At 68.5% G+C, this 25176-nt stretch carries 20 protein-coding genes; 11 read left to right on the top strand and 9 right to left on the bottom strand.

Features of this window, described 5'->3' with window-relative positions; genetic code table 11:
* Position 1 precedes the first annotated feature (1 nt).
* Positions 2–838, top strand: coding sequence for an SDR family NAD(P)-dependent oxidoreductase (locus tag G4D83_RS17650; protein WP_163865940.1), 837 nt, complete (start codon positions 2–4; stop codon positions 836–838).
* Here the strand turns inward: G4D83_RS17650 and G4D83_RS17645 are convergent.
* The 4 genes from G4D83_RS17645 to G4D83_RS17630 form a co-directional block, all read right to left on the bottom strand.
* A complete protein-coding gene (locus G4D83_RS17645) occupies positions 828–1712 on the bottom strand; it encodes a methyltransferase domain-containing protein (RefSeq protein ID WP_240356384.1) in 885 nt (294 codons plus the stop codon). The two genes, G4D83_RS17650 and G4D83_RS17645, sit on opposite strands and share 11 nt — an antisense overlap.
* The gene (locus tag G4D83_RS17640; protein WP_163865939.1) at positions 1705–5247 is read right to left on the bottom strand and encodes a serine/threonine-protein kinase; all 3543 of its coding nucleotides are present in this window, start codon (positions 5245–5247) and stop codon (positions 1705–1707) included. The genes G4D83_RS17645 and G4D83_RS17640 overlap by 8 nt, the downstream gene beginning before the upstream one ends.
* A gap of 149 nt (positions 5248–5396) precedes the next feature.
* Positions 5397–6056, bottom strand: coding sequence for an exopolysaccharide biosynthesis protein (locus G4D83_RS17635; protein WP_163865938.1), 660 nt, complete (start codon positions 6054–6056; stop codon positions 5397–5399).
* Between the two features lie 38 nt (positions 6057–6094).
* Positions 6095–6637, bottom strand: a complete 543-nt coding sequence (locus tag G4D83_RS17630; protein WP_163865937.1) for a DUF2378 family protein — start codon at positions 6635–6637, stop codon at positions 6095–6097.
* A gap of 143 nt (positions 6638–6780) precedes the next feature.
* Here G4D83_RS17630 and G4D83_RS17625 point away from each other — a divergent pair, with 143 nt between their 5' ends.
* Positions 6781–7992, top strand: coding sequence for a phospholipase D-like domain-containing protein (locus G4D83_RS17625; RefSeq protein ID WP_163865936.1), 1212 nt, complete (start codon positions 6781–6783; stop codon positions 7990–7992).
* 77 nt (positions 7993–8069) lie between these two features.
* Positions 8070–8723, top strand: a complete 654-nt coding sequence (locus tag G4D83_RS17620; protein ID WP_163865935.1) for an SDR family oxidoreductase — start codon at positions 8070–8072, stop codon at positions 8721–8723.
* 66 nt (positions 8724–8789) lie between these two features.
* On the opposite strand, the gene G4D83_RS17615 is transcribed toward G4D83_RS17620, so the two are convergent.
* Together G4D83_RS17615 and G4D83_RS17610 are read right to left on the bottom strand one after the other, a co-directional pair.
* Positions 8790–9128 carry a hypothetical protein gene (locus G4D83_RS17615; RefSeq protein ID WP_163865934.1) on the bottom strand — a complete coding sequence of 113 codons (339 nt, stop codon included), beginning with the start codon at positions 9126–9128 and terminating at the stop codon, positions 8790–8792.
* Between the two features lie 3 nt (positions 9129–9131).
* Positions 9132–13886: a hypothetical protein gene (locus tag G4D83_RS17610; RefSeq protein WP_163865933.1), complete on the bottom strand. Its 4755-nt coding sequence runs from the start codon at positions 13884–13886 to the stop codon at positions 9132–9134.
* A 408-nt stretch (positions 13887–14294) separates the two neighbouring features.
* Here G4D83_RS17610 and G4D83_RS17605 point away from each other — a divergent pair, with 408 nt between their 5' ends.
* The 4 genes from G4D83_RS17605 (at position 14295) to G4D83_RS17590 (ending at position 17666) form a co-directional block, all read left to right on the top strand.
* Positions 14295–15251: an alpha/beta hydrolase gene (locus G4D83_RS17605; protein ID WP_163865932.1), complete on the top strand. Its 957-nt coding sequence runs from the start codon at positions 14295–14297 to the stop codon at positions 15249–15251.
* Positions 15252–15991: 740 nt separating this feature from the next.
* Positions 15992–16357 (top strand): SMI1/KNR4 family protein, encoded by a 366-nt coding sequence (locus G4D83_RS17600; RefSeq protein ID WP_240356383.1) that lies wholly within the window; start codon positions 15992–15994, stop codon positions 16355–16357.
* On the top strand, positions 16353–16721 hold the full coding sequence (locus tag G4D83_RS17595; RefSeq protein ID WP_338041928.1) for a DHCW motif cupin fold protein: 369 nt from the start codon (positions 16353–16355) through the stop codon (positions 16719–16721). Before G4D83_RS17600 ends, G4D83_RS17595 begins: the two co-directional genes overlap by 5 nt.
* A gap of 75 nt (positions 16722–16796) precedes the next feature.
* Positions 16797–17666, top strand: a complete 870-nt coding sequence (locus G4D83_RS17590; protein ID WP_163865931.1) for an RpnC/YadD family protein — start codon at positions 16797–16799, stop codon at positions 17664–17666.
* 74 nt (positions 17667–17740) lie between these two features.
* Here the strand turns inward: G4D83_RS17590 and G4D83_RS17585 are convergent, their stop codons facing one another.
* The 3 genes from G4D83_RS17585 to G4D83_RS17575 are packed head-to-tail and all read right to left on the bottom strand — an operon-like array spanning position 17741 to position 20774.
* Complete coding sequence (locus G4D83_RS17585) at positions 17741–18553, bottom strand: carbohydrate ABC transporter permease (protein WP_163865930.1); 813 nt, start codon at positions 18551–18553, stop codon at positions 17741–17743.
* Complete coding sequence (locus tag G4D83_RS17580; RefSeq protein WP_163865929.1) at positions 18550–19461, bottom strand: ABC transporter permease subunit; 912 nt, start codon at positions 19459–19461, stop codon at positions 18550–18552. Before G4D83_RS17580 ends, G4D83_RS17585 begins: the two co-directional genes overlap by 4 nt.
* 23 nt (positions 19462–19484) lie before the next feature.
* Entirely contained in the window at positions 19485–20774 is a 1290-nt protein-coding gene (locus tag G4D83_RS17575) for an ABC transporter substrate-binding protein (protein ID WP_163865928.1), read from the bottom strand.
* Between the two features lie 234 nt (positions 20775–21008).
* On the opposite strand from G4D83_RS17575, the gene G4D83_RS17570 reads away from it, so the two are divergent.
* The 4 genes from G4D83_RS17570 (at position 21009) to G4D83_RS17555 (ending at position 25125) form a co-directional block, all read left to right on the top strand.
* Positions 21009–21428 (top strand): SpoIIAA family protein, encoded by a 420-nt coding sequence (locus G4D83_RS17570; protein ID WP_163865927.1) that lies wholly within the window; start codon positions 21009–21011, stop codon positions 21426–21428.
* A 151-nt stretch (positions 21429–21579) separates the two neighbouring features.
* Positions 21580–21990 (top strand): STAS/SEC14 domain-containing protein, encoded by a 411-nt coding sequence (locus G4D83_RS17565; protein ID WP_163865926.1) that lies wholly within the window; start codon positions 21580–21582, stop codon positions 21988–21990.
* A 438-nt stretch (positions 21991–22428) separates the two neighbouring features.
* A complete protein-coding gene (locus G4D83_RS17560) occupies positions 22429–23733 on the top strand; it encodes a cytochrome P450 (RefSeq protein ID WP_163865925.1) in 1305 nt (434 codons plus the stop codon).
* Positions 23734–24060: 327 nt separating this feature from the next.
* Positions 24061–25125 (top strand): fatty acid desaturase family protein, encoded by a 1065-nt coding sequence (locus tag G4D83_RS17555; RefSeq protein ID WP_163865924.1) that lies wholly within the window; start codon positions 24061–24063, stop codon positions 25123–25125.
* Positions 25126–25176: the final 51 nt, after the last annotated feature.

Here is a 25176-nt window from a genome sequence, read left to right as displayed (position 1 = left end):
GATGAGCGACTCGGAGGAGGAGAGAGGCACCGGAGGGCGGCAGTGGGCGCTCATCCTGGGGGCCTCGTCGGGCACGGGCGCGGCGATTGCCAACGCGGTGGCGCGCAAGCCCGGGCTGGACGTGTTCGGAGTGCACCGGGGCCGCTACGTGGACAGCGCGGCGCAGGTGGAGCGGCAGGTGAAGGAGGCCGGGCGGCGCGCGCTCCTGTGGCAGGCGGACGCCTCCACACCCGAGGCGGCGGAGGCGGGCGTGCAAGCCCTGCGCGAGGTGGCGGGGCCGCGCTCGGTGAAGCTCTTCGTCCACTCGATTGCAGGTGCATCCGTGGGGCGATTCCTGTCGGAAGGCGAGGACCGGCTCCACGCGCGGCGCATGCGCAGGACGTTCGACACGATGGCGCACTCGTTCGTGTTCTGGGCGCAGGCGCTGGTGGCCGGGGACATGCTAGCGCCGGATGCGAGGCTGCTCGGGTTGCAGAACTCGCTGGACGAGACGCACCTGTCGAACACGGCGCTCATCAGCGCGTCGAAGGCGGCGTTGGAGATGTACGTGCGCTACCTGGCGATGGAGCTGGGCGGCCAGGGGCACCGGGTGAACCTGCTCAAGTTCGGCACGGTGCTCACGCCCGCGCTGAAGCACGTGTACTCACCCGAGGCCCTGGCGCGGCTGGAGGCGGCCCACGCGCGGATGAACCCCGCCGGACGCATGTGCACGCTGGAGGAGGTCGCGACTTTCGTCAGCGTGCTCGCCGGCGACGAGGCCGGCTGGTTCAACGGCGCCACCATCGACTACTCGGGAGGCATGACGCTGCGCCTCTTGGATTTGGTGCTCAACCCGTGACGGGGGCCACCGCGAGGGCCGGCATCCGGAAGCGCAGGCAGTAGAAGAACGGCGACACCTGCTCCTCCAGCACGTCCATCGCGCGGGAGGGCAGAAGCTCCCGGGGACAGTGCGCGTCGCGCGTGTAGAAGGTCAGCGCGCGGAACGCGGCGCGCTGGAAGAGCGAGGGGCGGTGGGCCGCGTCCAGTTGCTCGTCCACCACCACCACCGGCGTACCCGGCTTCGCCACGCGCGCAAGCTCCCGCAGGCCCGCGGCCGGGTCGCGATAGCCGCCAATGCCTCCCACGCTCAGCACCCGGTCGAACATGGCCGAGGGGAACGGCAGCGTGTGCCCGTCCGCCATCATCAGCCGCACGCCCGGATAGCTCCCCTTGCGCAGCCGGCGCTGACAACGCTCCAGCATCCCCTCGCTCAGGTCCACGCCCCAGACCTCCACCTCCTGGCCCATGGCCAGCTCCCGGCGGATGAGCGGCAGGTTCGCGCCCGCGCCCACGCCCACCTCCAGGATGCGCAGGGGCGCGCCATCCCCGGTGGGACGCAAGGCGCCCAGCTCCAGGCGGCGCAGGTAGCCCGCGCGCATCTTCGACTCGGTGACGGACTGGAGCAGCGGCGTCAGCACCGTCGTCAGCGGGTCATGCAGCGCGGGCAGCCCGTCGTAGATGACGCGCATCAACCGGTCCGTGCCGCGCACCGCATCCTCGCGATACAGCCGCGCGAGGCCCCGCTTCACCGGCCACGCCTCGCCACAGCCTCCGCAGCGCAGCCAGCCCCACGACAGGCGACCCTCCTCCTGCTGACCGTGGAACACCAGCGTCCCCGTGCAGGCCGGGCAGGCCAGCAACGCGACGTCCCCCGCTTCCAATCCGCTACGCACCGGGACTTTGTAGCACCCTCGCCAGGGCCAGGTCGTCTTGCGCGCCCATCTGTTCGAAGCGCTCCAGCGCGCGTGTCAGATGCGGACGTCGCGCCGGGTCCTCGGAGGGCAGGTGTCGGGCCAGCTCGAACCGCGCGCGCGCCTCCTCGTACGCCGTCTCCTTCGCCGTCGCCACGGCGACACACTCGCGCCACGCCGCATACGCGCGGGGGGCGTCACCCGACAGCCACGCCTCGCACCCGCGCCACAGCTTCGCCGCGGGCTCCGCGAAGGTGAACACCCGCGCGAAGTCCTCCACCGCGCGGCACGCCGCCCGAGCGTTCTCCATCAGCGACACGTCGCGGCCACCCTCGCGCTCCCACAGCGTGAGCAGCACCTCCGCCACCGCCGTGACGGGGAAGTAGATGAAGTGCGCCACCGACTTGCCCGCCACCAGCTTCGCCAGCGCCTTCTCCGCCGCCACCCGCGCGCCCGCCGCATCGCCTTCGCGCAGCCGCAAGAGCGCCAGCGTGCCGTCCAGGATGATGCGGTCCGTGAGGCCGCCCTGCGCCTCCGTCCAGGCCACCGTCTGCTCCAGGGACGCGCGCGAGCGCGCGTGCTCCCCCAACCGCAGGTGGATGTAGCCCTGGTAGTGCAGCGCCCAATGCTGCGTCTGGAGCGCCCCGCGACGGCGCGCCGAGTGCTCCAGCCAGTCCATCAGCGGCAATCCCTTGTGGAACTTCCCCTGGTAGCAGGACACCACGGTGAGCAGCGCGCGGCACTCCTCCGCCAGCCGCATGTCGCCGACGGAGTCGACGATGCCGATGGCCCGCTCCAGCCACGCCTCCACCTCCGCCCACCGCGCCATGTACGTCGAGTACACGGCGTTGCGACACAGCACGTAGGCCAGGTCCGCGGGGTTGCCCATGCGCTCGGCCACCTCCCGCGCGCGCCCCACCCACGCCTCCGCCACCGGGCGCACCGGCACCGTGCCCGCCACCACCGCCATGTTGGTGTAGCCACGCGCCAGCTCCGACGACGCGCCCGCCGGCTCGCACAGGTTGAGCATGCGCAGGCCCGCCCAGAGCACCGGCAGCGCCTCCTGCCCGTAGATGAACGCGTCCGTCAGCCGCATCAACAGCCGGCCCGCGACGCGGCGCACCCGCCGCCGCTCCTCCGTCTCCTCGTCGTATGCGTCCGGGCGCGCGCTCTGCGCCAGCCGCAGCCCCACCTGCACCAGCGTGCCCACGGCCCAGCCCAGGCGCGTGGTGGGCACCGGCCAGCCGAAGTGCCGCAGCGCCCGCTCCGCGTGTCCCCGGAACGCCGCCAGCTCTCCCAACTGGAAGCGCGCCTCCGCCAGCAGCGCCTCCAGGTGGCCCTGGTGCAGCGAGTCGCGCGCGGGCACCCGCTCCAGCGCGCGCGTGAGGAAGGGCAGCGCTTCGCGACAGGCGCCGACGCGCAGGGCCTCTTCACCCGCGCGCTGCGCATACGCCGCCTCGCGCGCGGAGTCGCCCGCCTCACCCCAGTGGTAGCAGAGCGCCGCCGTGCGCTCGGAGCCATCGCGGTACGCCGCCTCCATCGCCTCCGCCACCCGGCGGTGCAACAGGGGCCGCTCCGCGGCGGCCAGCTCCTCCAGCACGCCCTCCCGCAGCTTGTCGTGCGCGAAGCGCCAGTGCCCGTCCGCCACGTCCAGCACCGCCGCCGCCGCGCAGTACGACAGCCAGCGCTCCACGTCCACGCCCGGCGCCGCATGCCTGAGCAGCGTCACGTCCACCTGCCGCCCGACGATGGCGGCCACGCGCAGCAAGTCCCGCGAGCTGGCGGACACCTTCTCCAGCCGCCGCCGCACCAGCCGCCGCACGCCACCGGCGAACACGCGCTCCGGCAGCGGCATGTCGCCCAGCCTGTCCAGCCCGCCCGCCTCCTCCGCCAGCGCGCGCGCCACCTCCACCAGGAAGAACGGATTGCCCTCCGTCTCGCGGCGCAGCAACTCCACCAGGTGCGGCCTGCTGCCCGCCGGGCCAATCATCGACTCGCTGAGGACGGAGATTTCCACCGCGTCCAGCCGAGGCAGCCGCAGCACGTCCAGCCCGGGCAGCTGCGTGGGCAGCGTGGGGGCCTCGTCATCGCGGAAGCTGCCCAGCAGCAACAACGGCAACCCCGTGGCGCGAGCGGCGAGCCGAGACAACAACAGCAGTGACTCCGCGTGGGCCCAGTGCAGGTCCTCCAGGAGCACCACCGTGGGCTGCGTCAGCCGCGCGAAGATGTCCTCCACCACTTGCAGCAGGCGCGCCTGCGCCATCTCCGCGCCCAGCTCCGCGGGGTCCGGCACCGCGCGCCCCAGGATGACCTCCAGGTCCGGCACCAGCGGCTTGAGGACGCTGGCCTCGCGGTCATCCAGCGGCGTGAGGATGGACAGCCAGCGCAGCACCGGCCGCCACTCCTGATACGGACTGCCGCCCGCGGCCACCGCCTGACCGCGCAACACCACCGCGCCGCGCACCAGCGCCAGGGGCCGCAGCTCGTCGAGCAGGCGCGACTTGCCCACCCCGCTCTCTCCGCCCACCAGCAGCCCACCGCCGCGCCCCAGGAGCGCCGCGTCCAGCACGGAGGACAACAGCGACAGCTCGCGCGCGCGGCCCACGTAGCGCGCGGCCTGCAGGAAGCTCTCGCGCGTGGTGACGGACTCGGACGGCACGGGGCGACGGGTGGCGGCGCACAGCGCGGCAATCACCTCGTCCGCGCCGCGAGGACGGCGCCGCGAGTCCTTGGAGACGAGCCGCTCCAGCACCTCGTGCAGCGCCTCCGGGAAGTCCGGGGGCGCGGGCGGAGCCTTCCCGTCGAAGGGCAGCCGTCCGAAAATCATCTGGCACGCCATGGCGCCGACGCTGAAGAGGTCCGTCACCTCGGAGGGCGGCTGGTCCTCGAACAGCTCCGGGGCCAGATAGCCCGGCGTGCCGCCCGGCTGCGCGCTGTGCACCTGCTCGCGTCCCACGGCGAGCCCGAAGTCGAGCACCTTCACCTGCCCGCGTGCCACCAGCACGTTGGCGGGCTTGAGGTCGCGGTGGATGATGCCTCGGCGGTGCAGGTACGCGAGCGCCTGGAGCGTCTGCACCAGCAGGTCCACCTGCACGTCGAGCGGCTGATTCGTGCCCGCCTGCACCAGGTGCCGCGCATCCTCCAGCAGGTCCATGGCCAGGTACGGCCGGTGCTCGGCGTCGAAGCCGTAGTCGAGCACGCTGATGACATGGGGATGTCTCACCGAGGCCAGCGTCTGGAACTCGTGAGCCAGTGACAGCGCCAGCTCATGGCGCGCGGCGGAGGACGGGGTGTTCTCACCCGGCGGCGCCTTCACCAGGTCTTCCACCGTCTTGTGCAGCCGCTTGATGGCGACCGGGCCGTTCAGCAGGTCCTGCGCCCGCCACACCGTTCCCGCGCCGCCCCGCCCCAGGAAGTCGGAGATGCGGTAGCGCCCACCCACGACCTCGCCGTCGAAGAGGCGGCGTGCCGGGTCCTCGAGCCGAGGCTGTGTCGCATCCAGTGGGATTGAACGCATGTACGGGGGGCCGCCCGCCGTCATGATAACGAAGATTCAGGTTATCCGGGGGGTTGCTTTCCCCGGCTGATACACGGGGTGTTACACACCCGGCACGGGACGGCCTGCCCACCACCCCCCAGGATAGGAGGGCCCGCCTGCTGGAATGTTCAGCGGCCGATGAGGCTCGCCAGGCCGCGGCCGCCCTGGATGGCGCCCAGGATGAGCGCGCCGAAGTAGGCGATGGTCCCCAGCGTCATGCCATGGCCCGCCAGGATGGCGTAACCGTCCCGCTGGAGAATGCCGATGGCGAAGAACAGCGCGGCCAGCGCGGGCAGGGTGTTGCTGAACGGCACGAGGCCGAACGGCGCCATCAGCAGCACGCCGGCGACGAACAGCATGAAGCCGTTGAAGCGGTTGGTGCTGGCGCCGTGGGTGAGCGCGAGCAGCCGCGGCTTGCTCAGGCGGTCCACCTTGGTGAAGACGTCCGCGCCCTTCTCCAGCGCGGGCTGGAGCGATGCGCGCGCCAGCTTCTTGTCCATCAGCCTGCGCGGCAGCCAGGGCACGCGGTTGAACGTCACGCCCACGCCGATGAGGACGATGAGCGCGCCGAACACGGTGGAGACGCCGGGCACGGAGACCGGCAGGAGGAAGGGGAAGGTGAGGATGCAGCAGAAGAGCAGCAGGCCCTGCTCGCCGCATGACTGCATCAGCTCGCGCACGGTGAGCGACTCGGGCAGCCGCGCGGCCAGGGCCCGCAACGTGGCGGACAGCTGGGTCTGGGTGTCGGAGAACTGCGCGGAGGACGAGGACGGCGAGGGCGTGGACATGGACGCCCCGCTGACTATCACGGCCGGGCGACCCCAGGTCAGCTCCAGGCGATGTCGTACACCGCTTCCTCGCCCTGTCGACGGACCACCTGCACGGAGGGGTGACGAGCGCCGCTCGCCTCCAGTCCCGCGAGGAACAGGCCCACGTAGAAGCCCGCCACCACCACGGGCCGGCAGGTGAGCGCGTAGTGCCCGGGTCCCCGAGGCTCCAGCGTGGCCTCCAGGTAGTTGGTGCCCGTGCGCAGGTTGCGCGTCATGCGCGCCAGCATCCGTTCAGGTCCCAACAGGCGCACGGTGGTGAGCAGCGCGCTGCCGATGAGCGTGGAGCCGAAGCCCTCCACGAAGCGGCGGCCCACGACGACGGCGCCCTCCTCCAGCGGCATCTGCGGCGCCAGCGTGTCGGCGGCCACCTTCAGCGCGCCCAGCCACACGTCCAGCGGATACGCGGGCGCCAGACGCCCCTTCGTGTCGATGCCCACCTGCTTGAGCCGGCCGATGCAGCGCTCATCGAGCTGGTCTCCCAGCGCGCGGATGAGGCCTTCAAAGCTCTGGGGGAAGACGAGAGGCTCGCGGGTGTCCAAGGCGGGCGGATGCTACGCACAGGACAGTGCGCTCCGCATCCGGCAGGTTGCCGAATTCGAGGTGGATTGAAACATCCACAGGTGAACATCTGTCTCGTCCTCCGGGATGACCCAGGGGGTGCGCGTGCCTATCTCGAAGGCGCATGCGGTGGTGGGTGGCCTGGGTGGTGGCGGCGTCGGTGCTGACGGGGTGTCCCGTCGCGTGCACGAAGGAGCGGTCGAAGCCGTTCCAGCTCACGGGTGAGGTGGGCTCGCACGGGCCGGACTTCGCGGTGGCGCTGTATCAGACGGTCGGCGTGCGCATGGCGCCGGGCAACCGGCTGACGTGGGCCAACAACGGCACGGTCTTCGACGTCATGGTGGAGGAGATTGGCCGCGCGCGCTCCTCCGTGCACCTGGTCATGTTCATCTGGCGACCGGGGCGCGCATCGGACCGGCTGGTGGAGGCGATGGCCGAGCGGGCGCGCGCGGGGGTGGCGTGTCGAGTGCTCGTGGACCCCCTGGGCAGCGCGGGCTTCGAGACGAACGTGAAGCCGCGCCTGGAAGCCGCGGGCTGTCGGGCGCACCTGTTCCGACCGCTGCCCGCGGACGAGAACCTGGCGCGCAACCACCGCAAGCTGCTCGTCGTGGATGGACGGGTGGGCGTCACCGGCGGGCTGGCGATTCAAGACGAGTGGCTGGGCGAGGGCCTGCGCGAGTCGGAGTGGCGCGACACGAACGCGCGCGTGGTGGGCCCGGTGGTGGAGCAGATGCAGCAGGCGTTCGCGGAGAACTGGCAGGAGACGACGGGAGAGCTGTTGCCCGTGAGCGACTTCCCCACGCTGGCGCAACCGGTGCCGGGGCTGGACGACGCGGGCGCGGGCTGGGCGGCCTTCGTGGGCAGCACGGCGAACCCGGAGGTGACGCGCGCGGAGCGGCTGACGCAGTTGATGGTGCGCGCGGCGACGAAGCGGCTGTGGATTGCGCAGTCGTACTTCACGCCGAACGGGCCGCTGTCGGAGCTGTTGCGGGAGCGGGCGCGCGCGGGCGTGGACGTGCGCGTGCTGGCGCCAGGGGACCTCAACGACCAGGGAATCATCACCGTGGCGCAGCGGGCGTCGTATGAGGCGCTGCTGGAGGCGGGCGTGCGCGTGTGGGAGTACCAGCCGTCGATGATGCACGCGAAGACGATGCTCGTGGATGACCGGCTCGTCCTGGTGGGCTCCATCAACTACGACCCGCTGTCCTTCAACGTGCTGGAGGAGGGCTCGCTGGTGATGGAGGACCTGGACGCCGCGAAGCAGATGGAGGCCTTCTTCCTGGAGGACCTGTCCCACGCGCGCGAGGTGGGCGACACCGGACAGGCGCGGCGCTGAGCGCGTCCGACGGGCTGGGCAGCCACCCTCCAGTGTGCTGAAGAGGGCCCTCTCTTCCCAACGCTGGAGCCGCCGCCATGACGCAGCCGTCCCGCCTTCTCTTCGTCGCCGGAGCCACGGGCGCCACGGGGCGCAACGTGGTGAAGCAGGCCCTGGCGCGCGACGTGCCGTTGATTGCACATGTGCGCCCCAAGAGCGCGGACACCGAGCCCGCGAAGAGCTGGCCGCGCAAGGCCGTCGTCGAGCTGGCGCGCGGCGAGCCGCTGGCGGAGGCGATGAAGGGCAGCACCACGGTGCTCCAGCTCATCGGGACGATGCGCAAGCGCTTCGCGTCGGGAGACACCTACGAGACGAGCGACATCGGCACCACGCGGCAGCTCGTGGAGGCGGCGAAGCACGCGGGGGTGGACCACCTGGTGCTGCTCAGCTCGGTGGGCGCGGGCCGACCGGTGGGGGCGTACTTGAAGGCGAAGGCGGAAGCGGAGCGGCTGGTGCGCGAGAGCGGCATCCCCTGGACGGTGGTGCGCCCGCCCGCGTTCGAGGGCGAGTACCACCACCCGCCCGCGCTGCTGCGCATGCTCGCGAAGCTGCCGCTGATGGGCGGCCTGCGCCCCATCCACCTGGACCAGCTCGCCGCGGTGCTGCTGCACGTGGCCCTGAAGCGAGCACCGCTGAACACGGTGCTCGAAGGGGAGAGCCTGTGGAACGAGGTGGCGGCGAGCGGAGCGTGAGTCGGACCTGAGAGCGCCGCGCGGCGATGAGCCCCCGAAACCTCCCGGGGGCTCATGCGCCCGACATCAGACGGCCTTCTCGTCCACGAACTCACCGAGCAGCCGCAGATTGAACTGCTTCTCGAGCGGCTGGAGCGCCTCCGCGGACACGTCTCCCGGCGTATACGTGAGGTTGAGCCAGATGACCGGGAGCTCTCCTCCCGAGACCTTCAGGACGACCTTCGGGTCCAGCAGCTCGTTCTCCAGCTCCTCCACCTTGTGGAAGGCCTTCGCCTTGAAGCGCAGGCTCTTGCGCTGCTTGAGCAGCGGGTCGAGCGCCTGCTTGAGCGCCATGAGCCGCTCGTAGTCGTCCTTCTTCGTGCCCGCGCGATAGGGCGTCACATACTCGCGGCATGCCAGCGCCATGAACTAGCTCTCCTCTCCGTTGAGCACTCGGATGATCAAATCGCGAGTGCTCTCACCTTCCCGTGGGTTCACGACCTTCAGGCGACCATCCTTGTCGAATATCTTAATCGACTCCCCTGGCACCTGGGTGTTCTGAAGCGCGGGCGCATCATCTCCAATCACGAGCGGCACGTTGAATTCCAGATGGCTGATGCTTCCCGAGTCCGGCAACCCGGAGCTCGGGAGCCGCAGCGTCGGACGACCATCATCGCTCCCGATGGACGGGACCTGGTCCTCGAACCCAAGTTCCTCGCGCATCCAGTTGACGCGGAACTCCAGGTTCTTGTCGGGATGCGCCTTGCGCACGTCGTCCATGACCTTCTGGAGGCCGTTGGCGAAGCCGCCACCCATGTAGGCATCCACGAAGGCGAAGCGCGTCTCCCCGTTGGCGATCTTCCTCTCGAGCTCCTCGCGAATCTTGTCGTAGGGCTGGGTGCCCTTGGCCTTCTCGATGGTCGTCCGCCTGGCCTCGAGCGCCGGGTCGCCATGCGTCAGGACGTCGCCCAGGAACGCACCACCTCGCTCCACGACAATCAGTGAGTCGGGGTTGAAGGCGTTCAGGTTGTCGCGAATCGCGGAGACCTGCTGGCGGTTGGCCGCCAGGTTCGAGTCGGAGACATAGGTCTGATAGCGGCCAGGCTTGCCACCCACCTCCCGGAAGTCCCTGAGGATGGCATCACGCTGCTCGGAGGTGCGCTGCTCCGGGCTGGCGTCCTGGCTCATGGGGCCCGCCGCCGTGGAGAGCTGCTCACGCAGCCGGGTCATCTCGGTGGTGAGCTGCTCGGGCGTATAACGCCGCGTGGAGAGCCGCTCCAGCGTGAGCTGCTGCTCTCCTGGTGTCATGTTGGAGAAGGTCTCCTGGAACCGCGTGTCGTTCGCGAACTGCTCGCGCAACGCGGGCGGGTAGAGCTTCTCGGGCGTGTTCTGGAGCGCCGTTTGAATCCGCTCCGCGGGGGGGCGCGTGACATCGTCCACCATGTCCACGTGGCCCTGCCCCGAGGTGAGCGAGTCCACCTGGGAGGCATGGGTGCGCAGCTGGTTCTCCACGCTCGCGATGCGCTGCTCCAGGTCCTTGAGCTGGTCTGCCGTCGCGGGCGTGGTCTTGCCCGTCGCGCCAGAGACCGCGTCGTTGAGGCTGGCCTGCGTGGCCTCCAGGTTCTTGAGGATGCCTGAGAGCTTCTGCACCTCCAGCCGCGACTCGAAGCCCTGGGTGCCGTAGCCGGGCATGCCGGTGATGGCCTGCTTCACCTTGTCGATGAGCTGGCGCACCTTGCCCGTGGCGCCCTCGTAGCGCTGGAGCACGCGCGCCGTCTCCATGTGCGCCTGGATGTCCTCCTTCGTCGCATCCGGGCCCGCCTCGATGCGCACCTTGCCGTCGTCGTAGCGCACCTGCGTCGTGCGGCCCTGGAGCTCCGGGTTGCGCACCACGGGCACGGGAGGACGTCCCGTGTTGTCGGTGCCCACCTCGGGCCGCGTGGGGGCCGCCGTCGGAGGCAGGGGCACCAACTGCCCCGTCGCCGGGTTCACCCGGTACTCGGTGGGAGTCGTGGGCCTGTTCTCCACCCGGTTCCCGGGAGGACGCCCGGTCTGCTCGGGGCCACCCGTCGGAGCACCCGTGCGAGTGTCAGTGCCAGGGCTCGTCGTCGTGGTGCCCGGCTTCGGCTTGTTCGAACCGTTGGTTCCGTTCGAACCATTGGTGCCGTTCGTACCGTTGGTGCCATTGGAGCCGTTGGTTCCGTTCGAACCATTCGAGCCGTTGGAACCATTCGAGCCGTCACTGCCGTGGCGTCGTCGTCCGCCGCCGAGGCTGACGGTGGTGCCGGCGCCGCCGCTGCCGCCTTCGGCCGTGACATCGCGGTGCCGAGCGTTGAGCTCGAAGTCCACCACACCCAGCTTCGCGCCGATGCCCAGCTCGCGGTCCGTGAACGAACCGGTGGTGAACTTCGCGTCCACGTCCAGGCCGTCGAAGGCGGTGTCGAACTTCCCGTCCATCAGGTTCTTCGTCACCTGCTGGAGCTGCTCACCCTTCAGCCCGCTGATCTCCGCGGTGAAGAACTGCCCCTTCGGCCCCGCGTCCACCGAGCCCTCCACGGAGATGCTCGTCTCCGCGGGTCCCGCGAACGGCGCGGTGCCCGGGCTCGCCAGGAACGCCAGCACGTCCTTGGCGTCCAGCTTGCTCGCGTCCAGCGGAATGCTCGTCTCCAAGCTCACGGAGCCGGTGATTTCCCCGCCGAGGTTGAGGCCCGCCTTGCCCTTGAGTCCGCCGGCGATGCTCGCCGCGCCGGAGCCCTCGATTTCGAGCGAGCGCACCAGGTTCGTGGGCTTGCCCTTCTCGAACTCCACCCGGAAGCTCGTCGTCGCGCCGATGCTCGCGGACAGCTCCGCGCTGGCCGGGCCGAACTTGCCGCCGAGACCCGCTTCCGCCTCCGCGCCGATGTTCACTTCCATGGCCGACAGGTGGTCGAGGAGGAACTTGTGGTCCTCGCCACCGGACGCCAGCGCCGCGGGCCCCTTGCCCAGGATGACGGCCGCCTTCGCCGCTTCCTCCGGCGTGTCGAACGTCATCTCCATGCGGCCACCGGCCGACAGGGACGCCGAGCCCACCAGGCCCACGCCCACGTCACCCGTCACTTCGGCCGAGAGCTGGTACTTGCCGTCGGCGGTCTTCTCGACCTCGACCTCGCCCTCGATGCCGGCCTTGAGACCGACCTTGACGTCCAGGTTGCCGCTCAACGTCAGCGTGTCGCCCGCGCTGTTGAGCTTCTTGATTTCGTCCGCCACCGCGCCTTCGATGGGCGCGGTCACCTGGTCGATGACGTAGTCAATCGGCTTGAGCACCACGTCCTTGGCGAAGCCCAGCGCGTCCTTGGCGAAGTCCCCCGCCATGCCCGCCAGGTCACTCAGGCCCTCGGTGACGAAGTCCTTCGCGTCCTGGTACCAGGGGAGCTGGCGCTCCTTGTCGAGCTCCTTGGGCTTCGCGCCCGACGCCACCTTGCCGTCGGCGCCCGTCTCGAAGCTGACGTGGTCGTACTTCCAACGGTTGTCGTCCGCCTCCTGGAGGCTCTTCACCTCCGTGGGCTCGTGCTTCATCTGAAGCTGACCGTCGGGGCCCACGGTGCCGGAGGACTTCAACGACGTCTGCGTCCGGTTCGCGTAGCCGTCGTCGAAGCGGCTGCCGTCCGGGTCATACCCCGTCACGGTGGTGTTGCTGGTGATGTGGCCCTGCGCCTGCCGGGTGAGCGCGGGCAGCGAGTCCGTGGACGCGGCGTCCTTGGGCCCGTAGGTGACTTCTTGCTGGCTGCGCGCCACCTGCACGCCGTTGCCGTTCTTGTCCGACGCGAGCGGCTGCGTGGACACCGACTCCGTCTTCTGCGTGGAGGTGGCGGGCTCGCCCTTCGCGTTGAAGCGAATCTCCTCCGTCGTCGTGAGGCTGGACTCGCCGGGCTTGAGGGAGGTGGGGTCCCGGTTCGTGTCGTGGTGGTCCTCGCCCTTGGAGGCGTCGTTCAGGGCCTTGCCCTGCTTCGCCTCGAAGTCGCTCACGGCCTTCCCATCGAAGCCCGGGGTGTGGATCTCCGTCTTCTTCACCTGCTTGGCGGGCAGGCCCTGCGCATTGAACTCCGTGTCCGTCGTCACCGTCGTCGGGCCCTGGGGCGTGCCGGGCCGTCCCACCAGCGCCGCCGAGGCCTTCTCCATGCGCACCTCTTCGGAGCGCGACAGAGGCACTGACGTGGCGGGGTTGTACTTCGTGGTGGACGTGGTGGTGGTGAGGCCCGTCTCCGGGCTCTGCGTCGACTGGCTCTTGCGCGACTCGAGGCTGGTCGTCTGGCCCTTGGCGTCCGCGGACTTCGTCCACGTCGTCTCGCGCGTGCCACCTTCCTTCGGTGAGTCCTTCGCCGTCACCGTGGAGGTGTAGCTGCCGTCCGGTTTGATGGTGACGGTGTTGCCGCTCTTCGCGTCGGAGAGCTGCGTCTCGCCGGTGAGGGCGTTCTTCTTCACGTCGTACGTCGCGCCGGAGGACGGGTCCTTGAACTTCTGGCCGTCCTTCAACTTCGCGGCGTCCTGGACGTCCTTGGCGTCCACCGCGTTGAGCGCCTCGGGAGGCTTCTCGCCCGCGACGGGTTGCCGCGCGGGGGCCTCGGCCTTTGGCGGCGCGGTGGTGCCGAGCAGCTTCTCCAGCTCGGCCTTGCGGCTGGTGCCCTCGAAGGCGGAGACCAGCTCGTTCTTCTTCGGCTTGACGCCGTCGATGTCCTTCTGCGTGTAGGGCTGAGGCTTCTTCTCCTCGGTGGCGGCGGTGTTCGCCTTGCCCATGGCCTCTTCGGCCTTCTTCGCGGTGAGGGCGACCTTCTCCTCGGCGGCCTGGAGCTGCTTCTCCGCGGCGGCGGTCTTCCGCGCGGCGGCCTGCTTCGCCTTCTCCGCGTTGGCGGCCTCCGTCTTCGTCCTCTGCGCCTCTTCGGGTTTCTGCCCGGGCTTCCGCGCGTTCTTCTGGGCGTCCGCGGCGGCCTTCTGCGCGGCGGCTTGCTGTCGTTTCGCGGCCTCCGCCGCCTGACGAGCGGCTTCAGCGGCCTTGCGTGCGGCCTCCGCTGCCTTGCGCGCGGCCTCCGCTGCCTTGCGCGCTGCTTCCGCTCGCTGGCGAGCTTCCTCGGCGCGACGTGCTGCTTCCGCTGCCGCCGCCGCGCCCGAAGCGCCTGAACCACCACCCGTGGGTGACAGACCGCCCATGGAACAATCCCCTTTTCGTCAGAACTGACACCCTATTATCGAGAAGGCAGGCACAGGGTTACGTCCCAACTTTCCTGGATCTGCGAATAGTTGCGGAATGAGCCCTATCTGGAAACAGGCGCTCAGGACCGACAGCCTTGCCTGATTGGATGCCAAGGACTCGCATGGACCCCGCGCAACTGCTTGCAGCGACGCCGGGCGAAGCCTGCCTTGCCCGCACCGCGTCTGGGTGGGGAGCCCGCACCGCGTGAGCGCCCGAGAGATGGCCTCACCAGAATTCTGGGAGACCCATCGAAACCCACCAGGTCGCGACGTTCGCTGTGCGGAACGTGGGGTGGTGAACAGCGGTCTGGGGCGACGGGGACGCGGTAGTTTGGGGTCCTGTTCATCCTTCGCCCGAGACACCCCATGCATCGATTCCTCGTCGCCGCCCTGCTCACGCTGTCCCTCGCTGCCTGCTCGGATGACCCGGACCCGGTACCGCCGACGACGGATGGAGGCGCGGACGCGGGCATTCCCGACGGCGCGGATGGGGGCTCGGATGCCGGAACGGATGCGGGCTCGGACGCGGGGGCGGAGCCCTTCCCGGATGCGGGCAGCTCGCACGGCACGGGGAAGCTGCCGTGTGACAGCACGGGCACGGTGGTGGCCGACAACCAGACCTATACGTTCTGTGTCGCGCAGGTGGCGGGCGTCGAGTTGAAGATTGTCGAGCCCCGCACGGGCATCGTCGCCGTGCCGTTGAACCTGGCCATCTATCTGCATGGCGACGGGGCGCGGGCGCACACGGGGAACACGGCGCCGCGCCTGCAGGCACCGTGGGCGTTCGACCACGACACGCTCTATGTGTCAGCGCTCGCGCCGAACAAGTGCGCGTGGTGGACGAAGCCCACGTTGACGACGTGCTCGGACACCGCGACGGAGGCGGACCGGGATACCGCGGGTGACAACGCGCGGGCGCTGACGGAGGTCATCGATACGTTGCGCAAGCGATGGGACCTCAACAACGAGCCCATCCTGTTCGGCGGGTCTTCAGGTGGCGCGGTGCTCCTCACGGCGAGCTTCCTGCCGAAGTACGGCAATCGCTATCGCGGTGTCTATGCACTGGGGTGCGGTGGAGAGGCGCCGTGGAGTGGCTCGCTGGACTGGGACAGCACGCGGCCCGAGGTGCGTGGGCCGACGAAGCTGTTCTATTCGTACGGCGACCAGGATGAGTACCTCACGGACATCCGTGCCAGCGTGACGGCGTACCGTGGATACTCCGTGCCGCTGGAGGAGAACGTCATCGCGGGAGCCGCGCACTGCGCGTTCGACCATATCGGTGGCGTGAAGGATATCTGGGCGGGAGCGCTGGACGCGCGGTAGTCGAGGGCGGGGCGCCCGGCATCGACGGTGGGTTCTGGATGCCGGACTCCGCGGTTATTTCCCTGTCGAACGGGCCTGCGCTATCTCGTCGGGGCATGCCACTCCAGGGTCCTCGTCTACGCATCGCCACCATCGCCCTGGGGCTTTCAATCGTGGGCTGCGGTTCACTACGGACCCTGGCAGTGCAGCGCACAGTGGATGGCGCGATGTGGGCGACAATGCGCGTCGCAAGGGCACACCTTGCTCGGCGGCATCTGGCTCGCTGATTTCAAGGGGGATTGGACAGGACGCTTTCTTGGCCTGCCAGCAAAGGGCGGTGGCCGCCTCGCCATCACCCATTGCCGCTGTGACTACCCCGCGGTGGCGGATGCCTCAAGCCGCCGGCGCACGTGGGAGAACGCACGCGAAGGATTCCGTGCGGACTGGGGCGCCGAGTATGGAGCATGGCCACGAACAGCAGACGGCCGTAGCTGGCCAGGGCACCACATCCCTGACTTGCTTCATGGTGGCCATCCCACTGCGCAATCGAACGTTCTTCCGGTGCCGCAGGACGTCCACGACGTCATCAATCTTGCGTATCCGGCCTGCTACGTCCGGGGTGGCCCCTGGAGCACTGTCGGACCCGACAGGCCGTACATCGATTAGCCATGACACTCGAACAACTGCTGGATGAAATCTCGCGCGCGCATTTCCCACGCCCCGCCGCGAAGCTGACGCAGATCGCGGCGTTCTAGACAAAGATGGGCTGGAAGCTCGACGACGACCTGCGCGCGCTCTACCTACGCTGCGACGGAGCGGAACTCTTCAGGCCACTGCCTGAGGCGAACTACAGCATTCTCTCTCTCTCGGACATTCAGCTTGCGTGCCTCCGCCTTCGAAAGCGAGATGAAGGCTCGGTTGCGACCGCGTCCCACTTTCCACTGGTGGATTGCCAGGACTCCGATTGGGTCCTCGTTGATGTAGCTCAGCCAGGTGGCCCCTACCCCATGCTCGACGCGTACCATGAGACGTATTCGCGAGGAGTCCGTCAGATCGCCGGCTCGTTCCACGAGTTTCTGGAGCGAGCACTGAGGAGCAACGGTCGCCTTTACTGGCTGAACGATTAGGTCGCGCGAGCCCGGTTCCTCGAAGGAGCTTCCTCTGAAAATCTCGAACATTCCCTTCTGCACGACGGACTGGAGCACGCTTCAACCCACGGAGCACCCTGGGGCGACTGGGAAGGCATTCTGGCGGACGCTGCAAGCAGGAGACATCCGGGTCCGGCTCGTTGAGTACACACAGGGGTACGTGGCGGACCACTGGTGCAGCCGGGGACACATCCTGCTCGTGCTCGAGGGGACGCTGCTCACGGAGTTGAAGGACGGCCGGCGTTTCGTGCTCGGGCCGATGATGAGCTACCAGGTCGCGGATGACGACGGAGCCCACCGCTCATCGACTGAGACTGGGGCGAAGCTGTTCATCGTGGACTGACGTCACGGAGGGGTTCTCGCGGCGAGGCCCCTACCTCTTGGATTTCAGACCCATGGACTACCTTTCAAGTAGCCCATGGGACCCTACTTCGACCTCGTGCTTCGTCGCCTGGTGCAGAACCATCCGGAACACCTGCTCCTGCTCCTCTTCGGTTCTGACGCGCCAACCTTCGTGCACGCCGCCGACACCAGCCTGCCGCAGTCCGAGCGCCGCGCGGACGCCATCCTGGTCGTCGAGGCCCCCTCGGAGCGCTTCGCGGTGGAGCTGGAAATCCAGGCGCAGGCCGACCCCGACTTCGCCCGGAGGTTCCTGGATTACACGGTGCGCATCCATCTGCGTGAAGGGCTGCCGGTGTTGCCCGTGGTCCTCCTCGTCGTGCCGGAGGCGGAAGGTGTTCGTCCGCCCTACCTCGTCCGCTGTCGCGGCCGGCAGGTGCTTGCCTTTGATTTCTTGGTTGTCAGGCTTTGGGAGGTGGATTTCTCCCAGCCGGCCCTCCAGGCGGCCACCGGACTCGTGCCGCTCTCCGTCCTGGATGCACGAGCGGGGCCCGAGCGCGCGACCTGGGCCGAGGAACGCTTGCGACAAGCCACGGACCTCTCGTCGCAGGAGAGGCTGGATTTGCTCGTCGTCCTGGGTACCCTTACGTCACGCCGCTTCGGCAGTCACCATCTCAGCCAGTCCTTGAGGAGCATCATGATGGACTCACCTTTCTGGGAAGAACTGCGCGCACAGGAACGAGCTCTCGAACGGACCAGAGATCGCGCTCGAACCCTCGTCACCTTCGCGCACAGCCGGGAACTCACGGTATCCCCCGAGGAGGAACAGCGCCTCGCGGCCATGGACGAATCGGAGCTGGCGCGGCTCATCTCCCTTGCCTTCACTTCTCCGGATGCGGCCCTCCGAGCGGTTCGTGAGGCCATTGGCCTCCCGACACGTCATCACTGAAGGCCCGACGAGGTTCCCAAGGAGAGCACCAGACGGAGCGGGCCTGCTTCAACTCATGGGGATGGAGGAAGAACCTACTCCTTCACCGCCCCCGCCGTGAGTCCCGACACAATGCTCCGCTGGAACAACACGGTGAGCACCACCAGGGGCAGCGTGGCCACCACGGAGGCCGCGGCAATCTCTCCCCACGGTTCGCGGTACTCGCTGGCGAACAGGCTGATGGCCACGGGCACCGTGCGCTTCTCCGGCGTCGTCAAGAACGTCAACGCGAACAGGAACTCGTTCCACGCGAAGATGAAGACCAGAATCGCCGTCGTCGCCAGCCCCGGCGCCGCCAGGGGCAACAACACGCGGCGGAACGCCTGGAACGGCGTGCAGCCATCCACCCGCGCCGCTCGATACAGCTCGTCCGGGAGCTGCCGGAAGAACGACGTCAGCACCCACAGTGTCAACGGCATCGCGAACGTCGCATAGGGCAACGCCAGCCCCACCAGACTGTCTCGCAACCCCACCGCTCGCAGGATGAGATACAGCGGGCTCACCGTCGCAATCGGCGGAAACATGCTCACCGCCAGCGCCGCGCTCAACAACAGGCCCTTGCCTCGGAACTCCAGCTTCGCCAGCGCGAACGCCGCCGCCGAGCCAATCACCAGACAGAACACCGTCGTCAGCGCCGCCACCACCAGCGAGTTCAACACCACCCGCAGGAACGGCCGCCCCCACAACACGCTCACGTAGTTCTCCAACGTCAGGTGCGAAGGCCATGGACGGGTCAGCTCTCCATCCGGCCACAGGCTCGTCAGCACCTGCCAGAAGAACGGCCCCAGGAAGAACGTGAGGAACGCCACCACCGCCAGCGCCGTCCCCAGCCCCGCGCGCTGCTTCATCGCGCCTCCTCCTGCCGCCCCAGCAAGCGCAGCCACACCGCCGCCAGCACGACGACGCACAAGAACGTCGCCACCGACAGCGTGCTCCCGTACCCGAAGTCCCCCGAGCGCATCAGCGTCTTGTACGCGTAGATGCTCAGCGTCTCCGTCGTGTTCGCCGGCCCTCCCTCCGTCAGCACGTAGATGGCATCAAACACCCGGAACGCATCCAGCGAACGGAACAACACCGCCAGCAGCAACGCCGGCTTCAACAACGGCAAGGTGATGGAGCGGAACGTCCGCCACGGTGACGCCCCATCCACTCGCGCCGCCTTGTAGAGGTCCTCCGGAATGCCTTGCAGCCCCGCCAGCACCAGCAGCGCCACGAAGGGCGTCGTCTTCCACACGTCCACCAGGATGGCCGCGTGCAACGCATACCCGGGCGCCCCCAGCCAGTTGATGTCACTGCCCAGGAGCAGGCGATTGATGAGCCCGTAGTCCGGATTGAACATCCACGCCCACAGCCGCGCGCTCACCACGGTGGGAATCGCCCACGGCACCAGCACCGCCGCGCGCAACAACCCTCGCCCCGGAAACGCGCGCTGTAGCAACAGCGCCAGCGGCACCGCGAGCAACAACTCCACCCCCACCGCCACCCCCGTGAAGTACGCCGTGTTCCCCAGCGCCGACCAGAACCGCGCGTCCCCGAGCAGGTACGCGTAGTTCCCCAACCCCACGAAGCGCCGCTCACCGAAGACGAGGATGAAGCGGTGCAGGCTCAGCCACACCGCCGCGAGAATCGGATACAGCGCCACCGCCGCGAGCACCAGCACCGCGGGCGCCACCAACCAGTACGCCTGTCTCCGCTCCCGCTCCAGCGAGCCTCGCGCGCGCCCCGGGCCCACCGGCCCTGGCACCTGAGACGTCATCGCGTCGTCTCCGCCCCCCGCGCTCATCGCCCCTCCCCCATCAAATGGTCCACCTGCTTCTGCGCGCGCCTCAGCGACTCCTCGGGCGAGCGCAGGCCCGCCACCGCCGCGGAGAACTCGCTCTGCAACACATCTGAAATCAGGTTGTAGTACGGCGTCACCGGCCTCGGCTTCGCGCGCTCCGCCATCTCCCGCAGGCCCGCGATGAACGGCGAGCTCTCCTTCAACCTCGCATCGTCGTACACCGCCGCCCTGGGCGGATTGCGCGCGTAGTGCACCGCCAGCACCAGGTTCGCCTCCGGCGACGTCAGATGCGCGATGAGCTTCGCCGCCAGCTTCCGCCGCTCCGGCGACACATGCGCATTCACGGCGAGTTGATACCCGCCCAGCGTTCCAAATCCCGGCTCGCCACTCACCGTGGGCAGCGGCGCCATCCCCACCTTGCCGCGAATGGGCGAGCCCTCCTTCTGCGCCTCGCTCCACGCATACGGCCAGTTGCGCATGAACACCGCGCGCCCCTCCTGGAAGATGCGCCGCGCCTCCTCCTCCCCAAACCCCATCACCGTCTCCGGCGACACCCCACTCACCAGCAACCCGCGCAGATACGCGAGCGCCTCGCGCGCCGCCTCCGTCTCCAGCAACACGCGCCCGTTCTCCCCCATCGCGTGTCCGCCGTGCCCCCACAGCGCTTCAAAGACATTGCAGCTCAAGCCCTCGTACTGGCGGCCCTGCCACACATACCCCTGGATGCCCGGCACCTTCGCCTTCGCGTCCAACGCGAAGCGCTCCAGCTCCGCGTACGTGCGCGGCGCATGGGGCACCAGGTCCGTGCGGTAGTACAGGACGCCCACGTCCAGGTACCAGGGCACCGCGTACGTCCGCCCCTCCACGACGACGGCCTCCACCGGCCCCGGCAGGAACTCCTCGCGCAGCCGCTCCGGCGGGAACTCCGCCGACAGGTCCGCTATCCACCCCGCCCGCGCGAACTCCGGCACCCACACCACGTCCGCCACCAGCACGTCGAAGTCCTTCGCCCCACCCTCCAACGACGTGAGGAAGAACTGGTGCGCCAGGTCCGACGAGTTCGGCAGCGCCTCGGTGACCAGCTTCACCCCGGGGTTGGCCTTCTCGAAGCCCGCGAGCAGCTCCCGGAAGGGCTCCGGAGGTCCCCACAGCGGCTGATACTTCAGCACCAGCCGCGTGGCCCCCGCGCCGTCACGCCCATCCTCCGAGCCCGAGCCGCCACTCCGCCGGCACCCCACCGACAGCACGCAGACACCCAACACGAGCACGACGAAGAACGAGCGGACCATGGGTGCCGGCAGTCTCCAGCCCCCCACCCCACCGTCAACCCGCGCTTCGGCCCACGGTTCTCACCCCAACACCCTGTTTCTCCTCGCGGCCAGGCCACACCGGGCAATTCGGGCCCATCTGGAGAAAAACGTCCCTCTGGAACTCCAGGGACCAAACCCAGTGCGTCCGTTTGCCTTCACCCCAGGAACGAGCGTTATCCTTCTGACAGGCAGGACTTCTGGGTGGGGGATGCAATGGCGGAGAAGCCTCGGGAGTGGAAGTACGGCGCGCATCGGGTTCGCATCGAGCCGCCAGACATCGCGGTGGCGACCTTCGAGGGTCCCATCACCATGGACGACGTGAAGCGCACCTCCGAAATCTACAAGGAGGTCTACGACATCCTCGGCCCCTACTACATCCTCGCGGAAATCGGCCGCTCCCAGATTGAGGCCGCCGGCCGCCGCTACCTCTCCGAGAACAACCGCTCCGAGTGGTTCAAGGGCTGCGTCTACGTCGGCGCCGACATCGTCCAGCAGACCTTCGGCAAGGCCATCTCCCTCGCCATGCTCTTCACCGGCAAGTCCAGCTTCGAGACCACCTTCGTCAAGACGCTCGACGACGCCCGCGCCTGGGTCCTCCAGAACCGCGCCCGCTCCCAACGCAAGGCCGGCTGAGACGCGTCTCACCGTCGTGTGAAGTCCGACCCCCTCTGTCTCCTTCCAGACCCGGGCCCCGCTGAAAGTCCTGGTTTGGGAGGGAAGACTGGATTCTCGCTCCCGGTGGCCCTGGGCGGTATGCTCGCGCGGTCAGCCCAAGGGAGCGCCCATGCAGCAACAGGAATGGAAGTTCGGTGCCCACCAGATTCGCCACGAGGCCCCAGACCTGGTGGTCGCCGTGTTCAGCGGCATGCTGAACCTGGAGGACATGAAGCGGGCCGTTGAAATCTACGGCGACGTCGCCAAGAGCGGCGGCTATTACATGATTGCCGATATCGGCAACTCGCAGCTCCAGGCCGAAGCGCGCCGGTACCTCTCCGACAACAGCAAGGCGGAGTGGTTCAAGGGCTGCGTCTATGTCGGCGCGGACATGGTCCAGCAGACCTTCGGCAAGGTCATCTCGCTGGGCATGTTCCTGACGGGCAAGTCGGAGTTCAAGACGGAGTTCGTCAAGACGATGCCCGAGGCCCACGCCTGGGTGGAGCAGCAGCGCCGCGCCAACGTCCGCAAGAGCGGCTGAAGCGGCCTCACTCCCGCCGTCGTCGCCATCCGCTTCACCCATCGCGGTGGCCCCTCCGGGGGCCCCGCCGCCTCTCCTGTCCCGCCCCGCATGTAACCGGGTTGAGCCCTTCCGAGGCGCTCCCCGCACGCAAAGTGTCCACTGGATTTCCCAGAGTCCGAGTCGATGCGACATTTGCGCCTTCGGCCAACCCCCTGAAATCACGCCCCTCCGGCCGACGCTGAGCCGCTCCAGTGACGCACAAGGCCAGTTTCACTGAAAAAATCGCACCCTACTGGTGCGATAACTGGAAATTGAGGTATAGGCGGTCATTCTGGAGCCCCCATCGCGCCCGGTTTTCCAAGTCGGGCTCCGGAACCGGCTGTGCCCCATGCCTCAACCAACCCTTGTCCGAGCAGTGAGCTGGGGGGGCCCGCGCTCGAACTGCCGAGTGAGTCCATGCCCGTAACGGTTCAGAAGCAGGAAGAGACCGGTGTTCCGGCCCATGCCCCCGCGGCGCCTCGCTGCCCTCACCTGGGCGCGCAGTACAACCCCTTCGCGGGACCCCACGTCGACAATCCCCACCCCTTCTTCGAGAAGCTGCGCAAGGAGGAGCCGGTCAGCTTCAACCCGATGCTGAACATGTGGTTGGTGAGCCGCAACGACGACATCCTCCAGGTCCTCAAGGACACGGCGCGCTTCTCCAACCGCGACATGCTGTTCAGCGGGACGACGCTGACGGAGGAGGCGAAGGCCATCCTCGGCGAGGGCTTCCCGCTGGCCCACGTGCTCTTGGGCATGGACCCGCCGGACCACACCCGGCTGCGCAGGCTGATGAACCGGGGCTTCACCGCGCAGCGCATCGCCGGCATGGCGCCGTTCATCGAGAAGCTGGCGCGAGAGATGGTGGGCAGCTTCGCCCAGGACGGCCACGCGGACCTGGTGGAGCAGCTGGCGTACCCGCTGCCCGCCCACGTCATCCTCGGCGTCATGGGCGTGCCGCAGGAGGACGTCTGGAAGATCAAGCGCTGGAGCGCGGACTGGCAGCAGCTCACCTTCGAGCACGTGCCGCCGGAGAAGCAGCCGGAGCTGGCTCGAGGCGTGATTGAGTTCCAGAAGTACTGCGTCCAGCTCATCGAGGCGCGCCGCGAGGAGCCCCAGGAGGACCTCACCAGCTACCTCGTCGAAGTCGAGGCGAACGGCGAGGCGCTGACGGTGCACGAGCTGGTGATGGCCATTGGCGCGTCCTTCCTGTCCGCCGGCCACGAGTCCACCACGGCGATGATGGCGAACACCTGGAAGCTCGCGCTGGAGCACGGCATGTGGAAGCGCCTGCGCGACAACCGGGAGCTCGTCCCCAAGTTCATCGAGGAGGGCTGCCGCTACGACTCCGTCCAGCACGCGATGATTCGCACCGCCCTGGAGGACGTGGAGGTGGGCGGCATCAAGCTCCCCGCGGGCTCACGGCTCCTCATGCTGTACGCCGCCGGCAGCCGGGACGAGTCGCTCTGCCCGCACTCCAACAAGCTCGACGTGGACCGCGAGAAGCCGCCCCAGCACCTCACCTACGGCCGTGGCACGCACTTCTGCCTGGGCGCGCCCCTGGCCCGGCTCCAGGCCCAAATCACCACCAACATCCTCCTGGACGCCCTGGAGGACCCGCGCATGGTGCAGGGACAGGACCATGGCACCTGGCAGAGCATCGTCCTGCGCCAGATGCGCCACCTGAAGGTCGAGTGGACGCCGTCCACGCCCAAGCCTTAGTCGCGGGTACGGCATTCGGCGCTTCCCGCGCACCCACATCCATGTCATGAGCCGGGCCCTGGAGACCTTCATCGTCTCCAGGGCCCTTCGCATGTCTGGGGCCTGACTTCAGTGGACCCGACCCGCCCACAGGCGGTCCACTCGCACCCGGCTTCCGGCAAAAGTCGGAGTCAGTGTCGACACCCATGGGGTTTCGGCGGACTTCACTTGGCTGTTTGAAACGGGCGTGCGTACGTTACGGAGAGAAATTTCTTGCCATACTGGCCGTTTTCGCGAGAAAGAGTCCTTGATTACCCCGCTTGCTCGTAAAGACGAAGGAGCCCCCTCATGTACGCCGAAGTCGTTGACGAAGCGGATGTGCAGTTTGCGCGACGCGTCGACAGGCAGGCCCTGGCAAAAAAGACCCGGGAGATGTCCCAGGTGAGCAATGTGCGGGCGCTGTGCGCGCTCGGCACTCAGTGGCTCGTCATTGTCGCCGCGTTTGCCGCGGTGGTGTGGGTGGACCGGTGGTGGGCGTGGCCGATCGCCGCCCTGGTCATCGCCACGCGGCAGCACGCGATGCTCGCGCTGATGCACGAGGCCGCGCACTACCACTTCCTGTCGAACCGGAAGGTGGGCGACGTGGTGGCGGACTTGCTGTGCGCCTTCCCGCTGAACATGACGACGGCGGGCTACCGGCACCAGCACATGGAGCACCACCGGTATGTGAATACGGACAAGGACCCGTACTGGGCCTCCATGCAGCAGGACCCGTCCTGGCACTTCCCGCGCACGCCGGTGAAGGCGGCGGCGGTGTTCCTGGGCGATGCGCTGGGCCTGTACGCGCCGAGCCACCTCAAGGTGGTGATGCCCTGGACGTACTGGGGTCGGCTCCTGGGTGGCGCGAAGCCCAAGGTGTCCGCCGCCGAGCACGTGCGCTACGTCCTCTACGTCTCCGCGCTCATCACCGTGCTGGTGACGACGGGCGCGTGGCTGCACTGGCTGCTCCTGTGGGTGCTGCCGACGACGACGGTGATGATGGCCTTCTTCCGGATGCGCGCGCTGGGCGAGCACCCGCTGGACGCCGAAATCAAGGGCGACGAGACGCGCGAGACGCGCGACGTGAAGGGCACGCTGCTGGAGAACTTCTTCGTGGCGCCGCTCAACTGCAACTACCACCTCACGCACCACGCCTTCCCCTCCGTGCCCTTCTACAACCTGCCCGTCATGCACGAGGAACTGGACAAGGCGGGCATGCTCGAGGACGGCGTGAATCGCTTCGACACGTACCTGGGCAAGCACAACAGCCTGGTGCAGTACCTCACGCGCAAGCCCGAGGGCTCCAGCGAAGAGACGCTGGCCACCACCACGCCGCCGCCGTCGCAGGGCGTGCGGATGCCGCTGCACTCGTAGGGAAGCAACGACGCGCGCATCGCCCTGGCGAGCGAGGCGTCGGTACCTGTC

Source organism: Myxococcus eversor, from assembly GCF_010894455.1.
In the GTDB taxonomy this organism is placed as follows: domain Bacteria; phylum Myxococcota; class Myxococcia; order Myxococcales; family Myxococcaceae; genus Myxococcus; species Myxococcus eversor.
The sequence above is the reverse complement of the archived record's forward strand: the minus strand, read 5'-3'. Positions and strand labels throughout refer to the sequence as shown.

What these genes read in the sequence shown, in the direction of transcription:
- G4D83_RS17650 (WP_163865940.1), top strand. Translation starts at nt 2, where the DNA reads ATGAGCGACTCGGAGGAGGAGAGAGGCACCGGAGGGCGGCAGTGGGCG.
- G4D83_RS17555 (WP_163865924.1), top strand. Translation starts at nt 24,061, where the DNA reads ATGTACGCCGAAGTCGTTGACGAAGCGGATGTGCAGTTTGCGCGACGC.
- G4D83_RS17605 (WP_163865932.1), top strand. Translation starts at nt 14,295, where the DNA reads ATGCATCGATTCCTCGTCGCCGCCCTGCTCACGCTGTCCCTCGCTGCC.
- G4D83_RS17570 (WP_163865927.1), top strand. Translation starts at nt 21,009, where the DNA reads ATGGCGGAGAAGCCTCGGGAGTGGAAGTACGGCGCGCATCGGGTTCGC.
- G4D83_RS17615 (WP_163865934.1), bottom strand. Translation starts at nt 9,128, where the DNA reads ATGGCGCTGGCATGCCGCGAGTATGTGACGCCCTATCGCGCGGGCACG.
- G4D83_RS17635 (WP_163865938.1), bottom strand. Translation starts at nt 6,056, where the DNA reads ATGTCCACGCCCTCGCCGTCCTCGTCCTCCGCGCAGTTCTCCGACACC.
- G4D83_RS17565 (WP_163865926.1), top strand. Translation starts at nt 21,580, where the DNA reads ATGCAGCAACAGGAATGGAAGTTCGGTGCCCACCAGATTCGCCACGAG.
- G4D83_RS17600 (WP_240356383.1), top strand. Translation starts at nt 15,992, where the DNA reads ATGGGCTGGAAGCTCGACGACGACCTGCGCGCGCTCTACCTACGCTGC.
- G4D83_RS17610 (WP_163865933.1), bottom strand. Translation starts at nt 13,886, where the DNA reads ATGGGCGGTCTGTCACCCACGGGTGGTGGTTCAGGCGCTTCGGGCGCG.
- G4D83_RS17560 (WP_163865925.1), top strand. Translation starts at nt 22,429, where the DNA reads ATGCCCGTAACGGTTCAGAAGCAGGAAGAGACCGGTGTTCCGGCCCAT.
- G4D83_RS17590 (WP_163865931.1), top strand. Translation starts at nt 16,797, where the DNA reads ATGGGACCCTACTTCGACCTCGTGCTTCGTCGCCTGGTGCAGAACCAT.
- G4D83_RS17585 (WP_163865930.1), bottom strand. Translation starts at nt 18,553, where the DNA reads ATGAAGCAGCGCGCGGGGCTGGGGACGGCGCTGGCGGTGGTGGCGTTC.
- G4D83_RS17625 (WP_163865936.1), top strand. Translation starts at nt 6,781, where the DNA reads ATGCGGTGGTGGGTGGCCTGGGTGGTGGCGGCGTCGGTGCTGACGGGG.
- G4D83_RS17620 (WP_163865935.1), top strand. Translation starts at nt 8,070, where the DNA reads ATGACGCAGCCGTCCCGCCTTCTCTTCGTCGCCGGAGCCACGGGCGCC.
- G4D83_RS17575 (WP_163865928.1), bottom strand. Translation starts at nt 20,774, where the DNA reads ATGGTCCGCTCGTTCTTCGTCGTGCTCGTGTTGGGTGTCTGCGTGCTG.
- G4D83_RS17640 (WP_163865939.1), bottom strand. Translation starts at nt 5,247, where the DNA reads ATGCGTTCAATCCCACTGGATGCGACACAGCCTCGGCTCGAGGACCCG.
- G4D83_RS17580 (WP_163865929.1), bottom strand. Translation starts at nt 19,461, where the DNA reads ATGACGTCTCAGGTGCCAGGGCCGGTGGGCCCGGGGCGCGCGCGAGGC.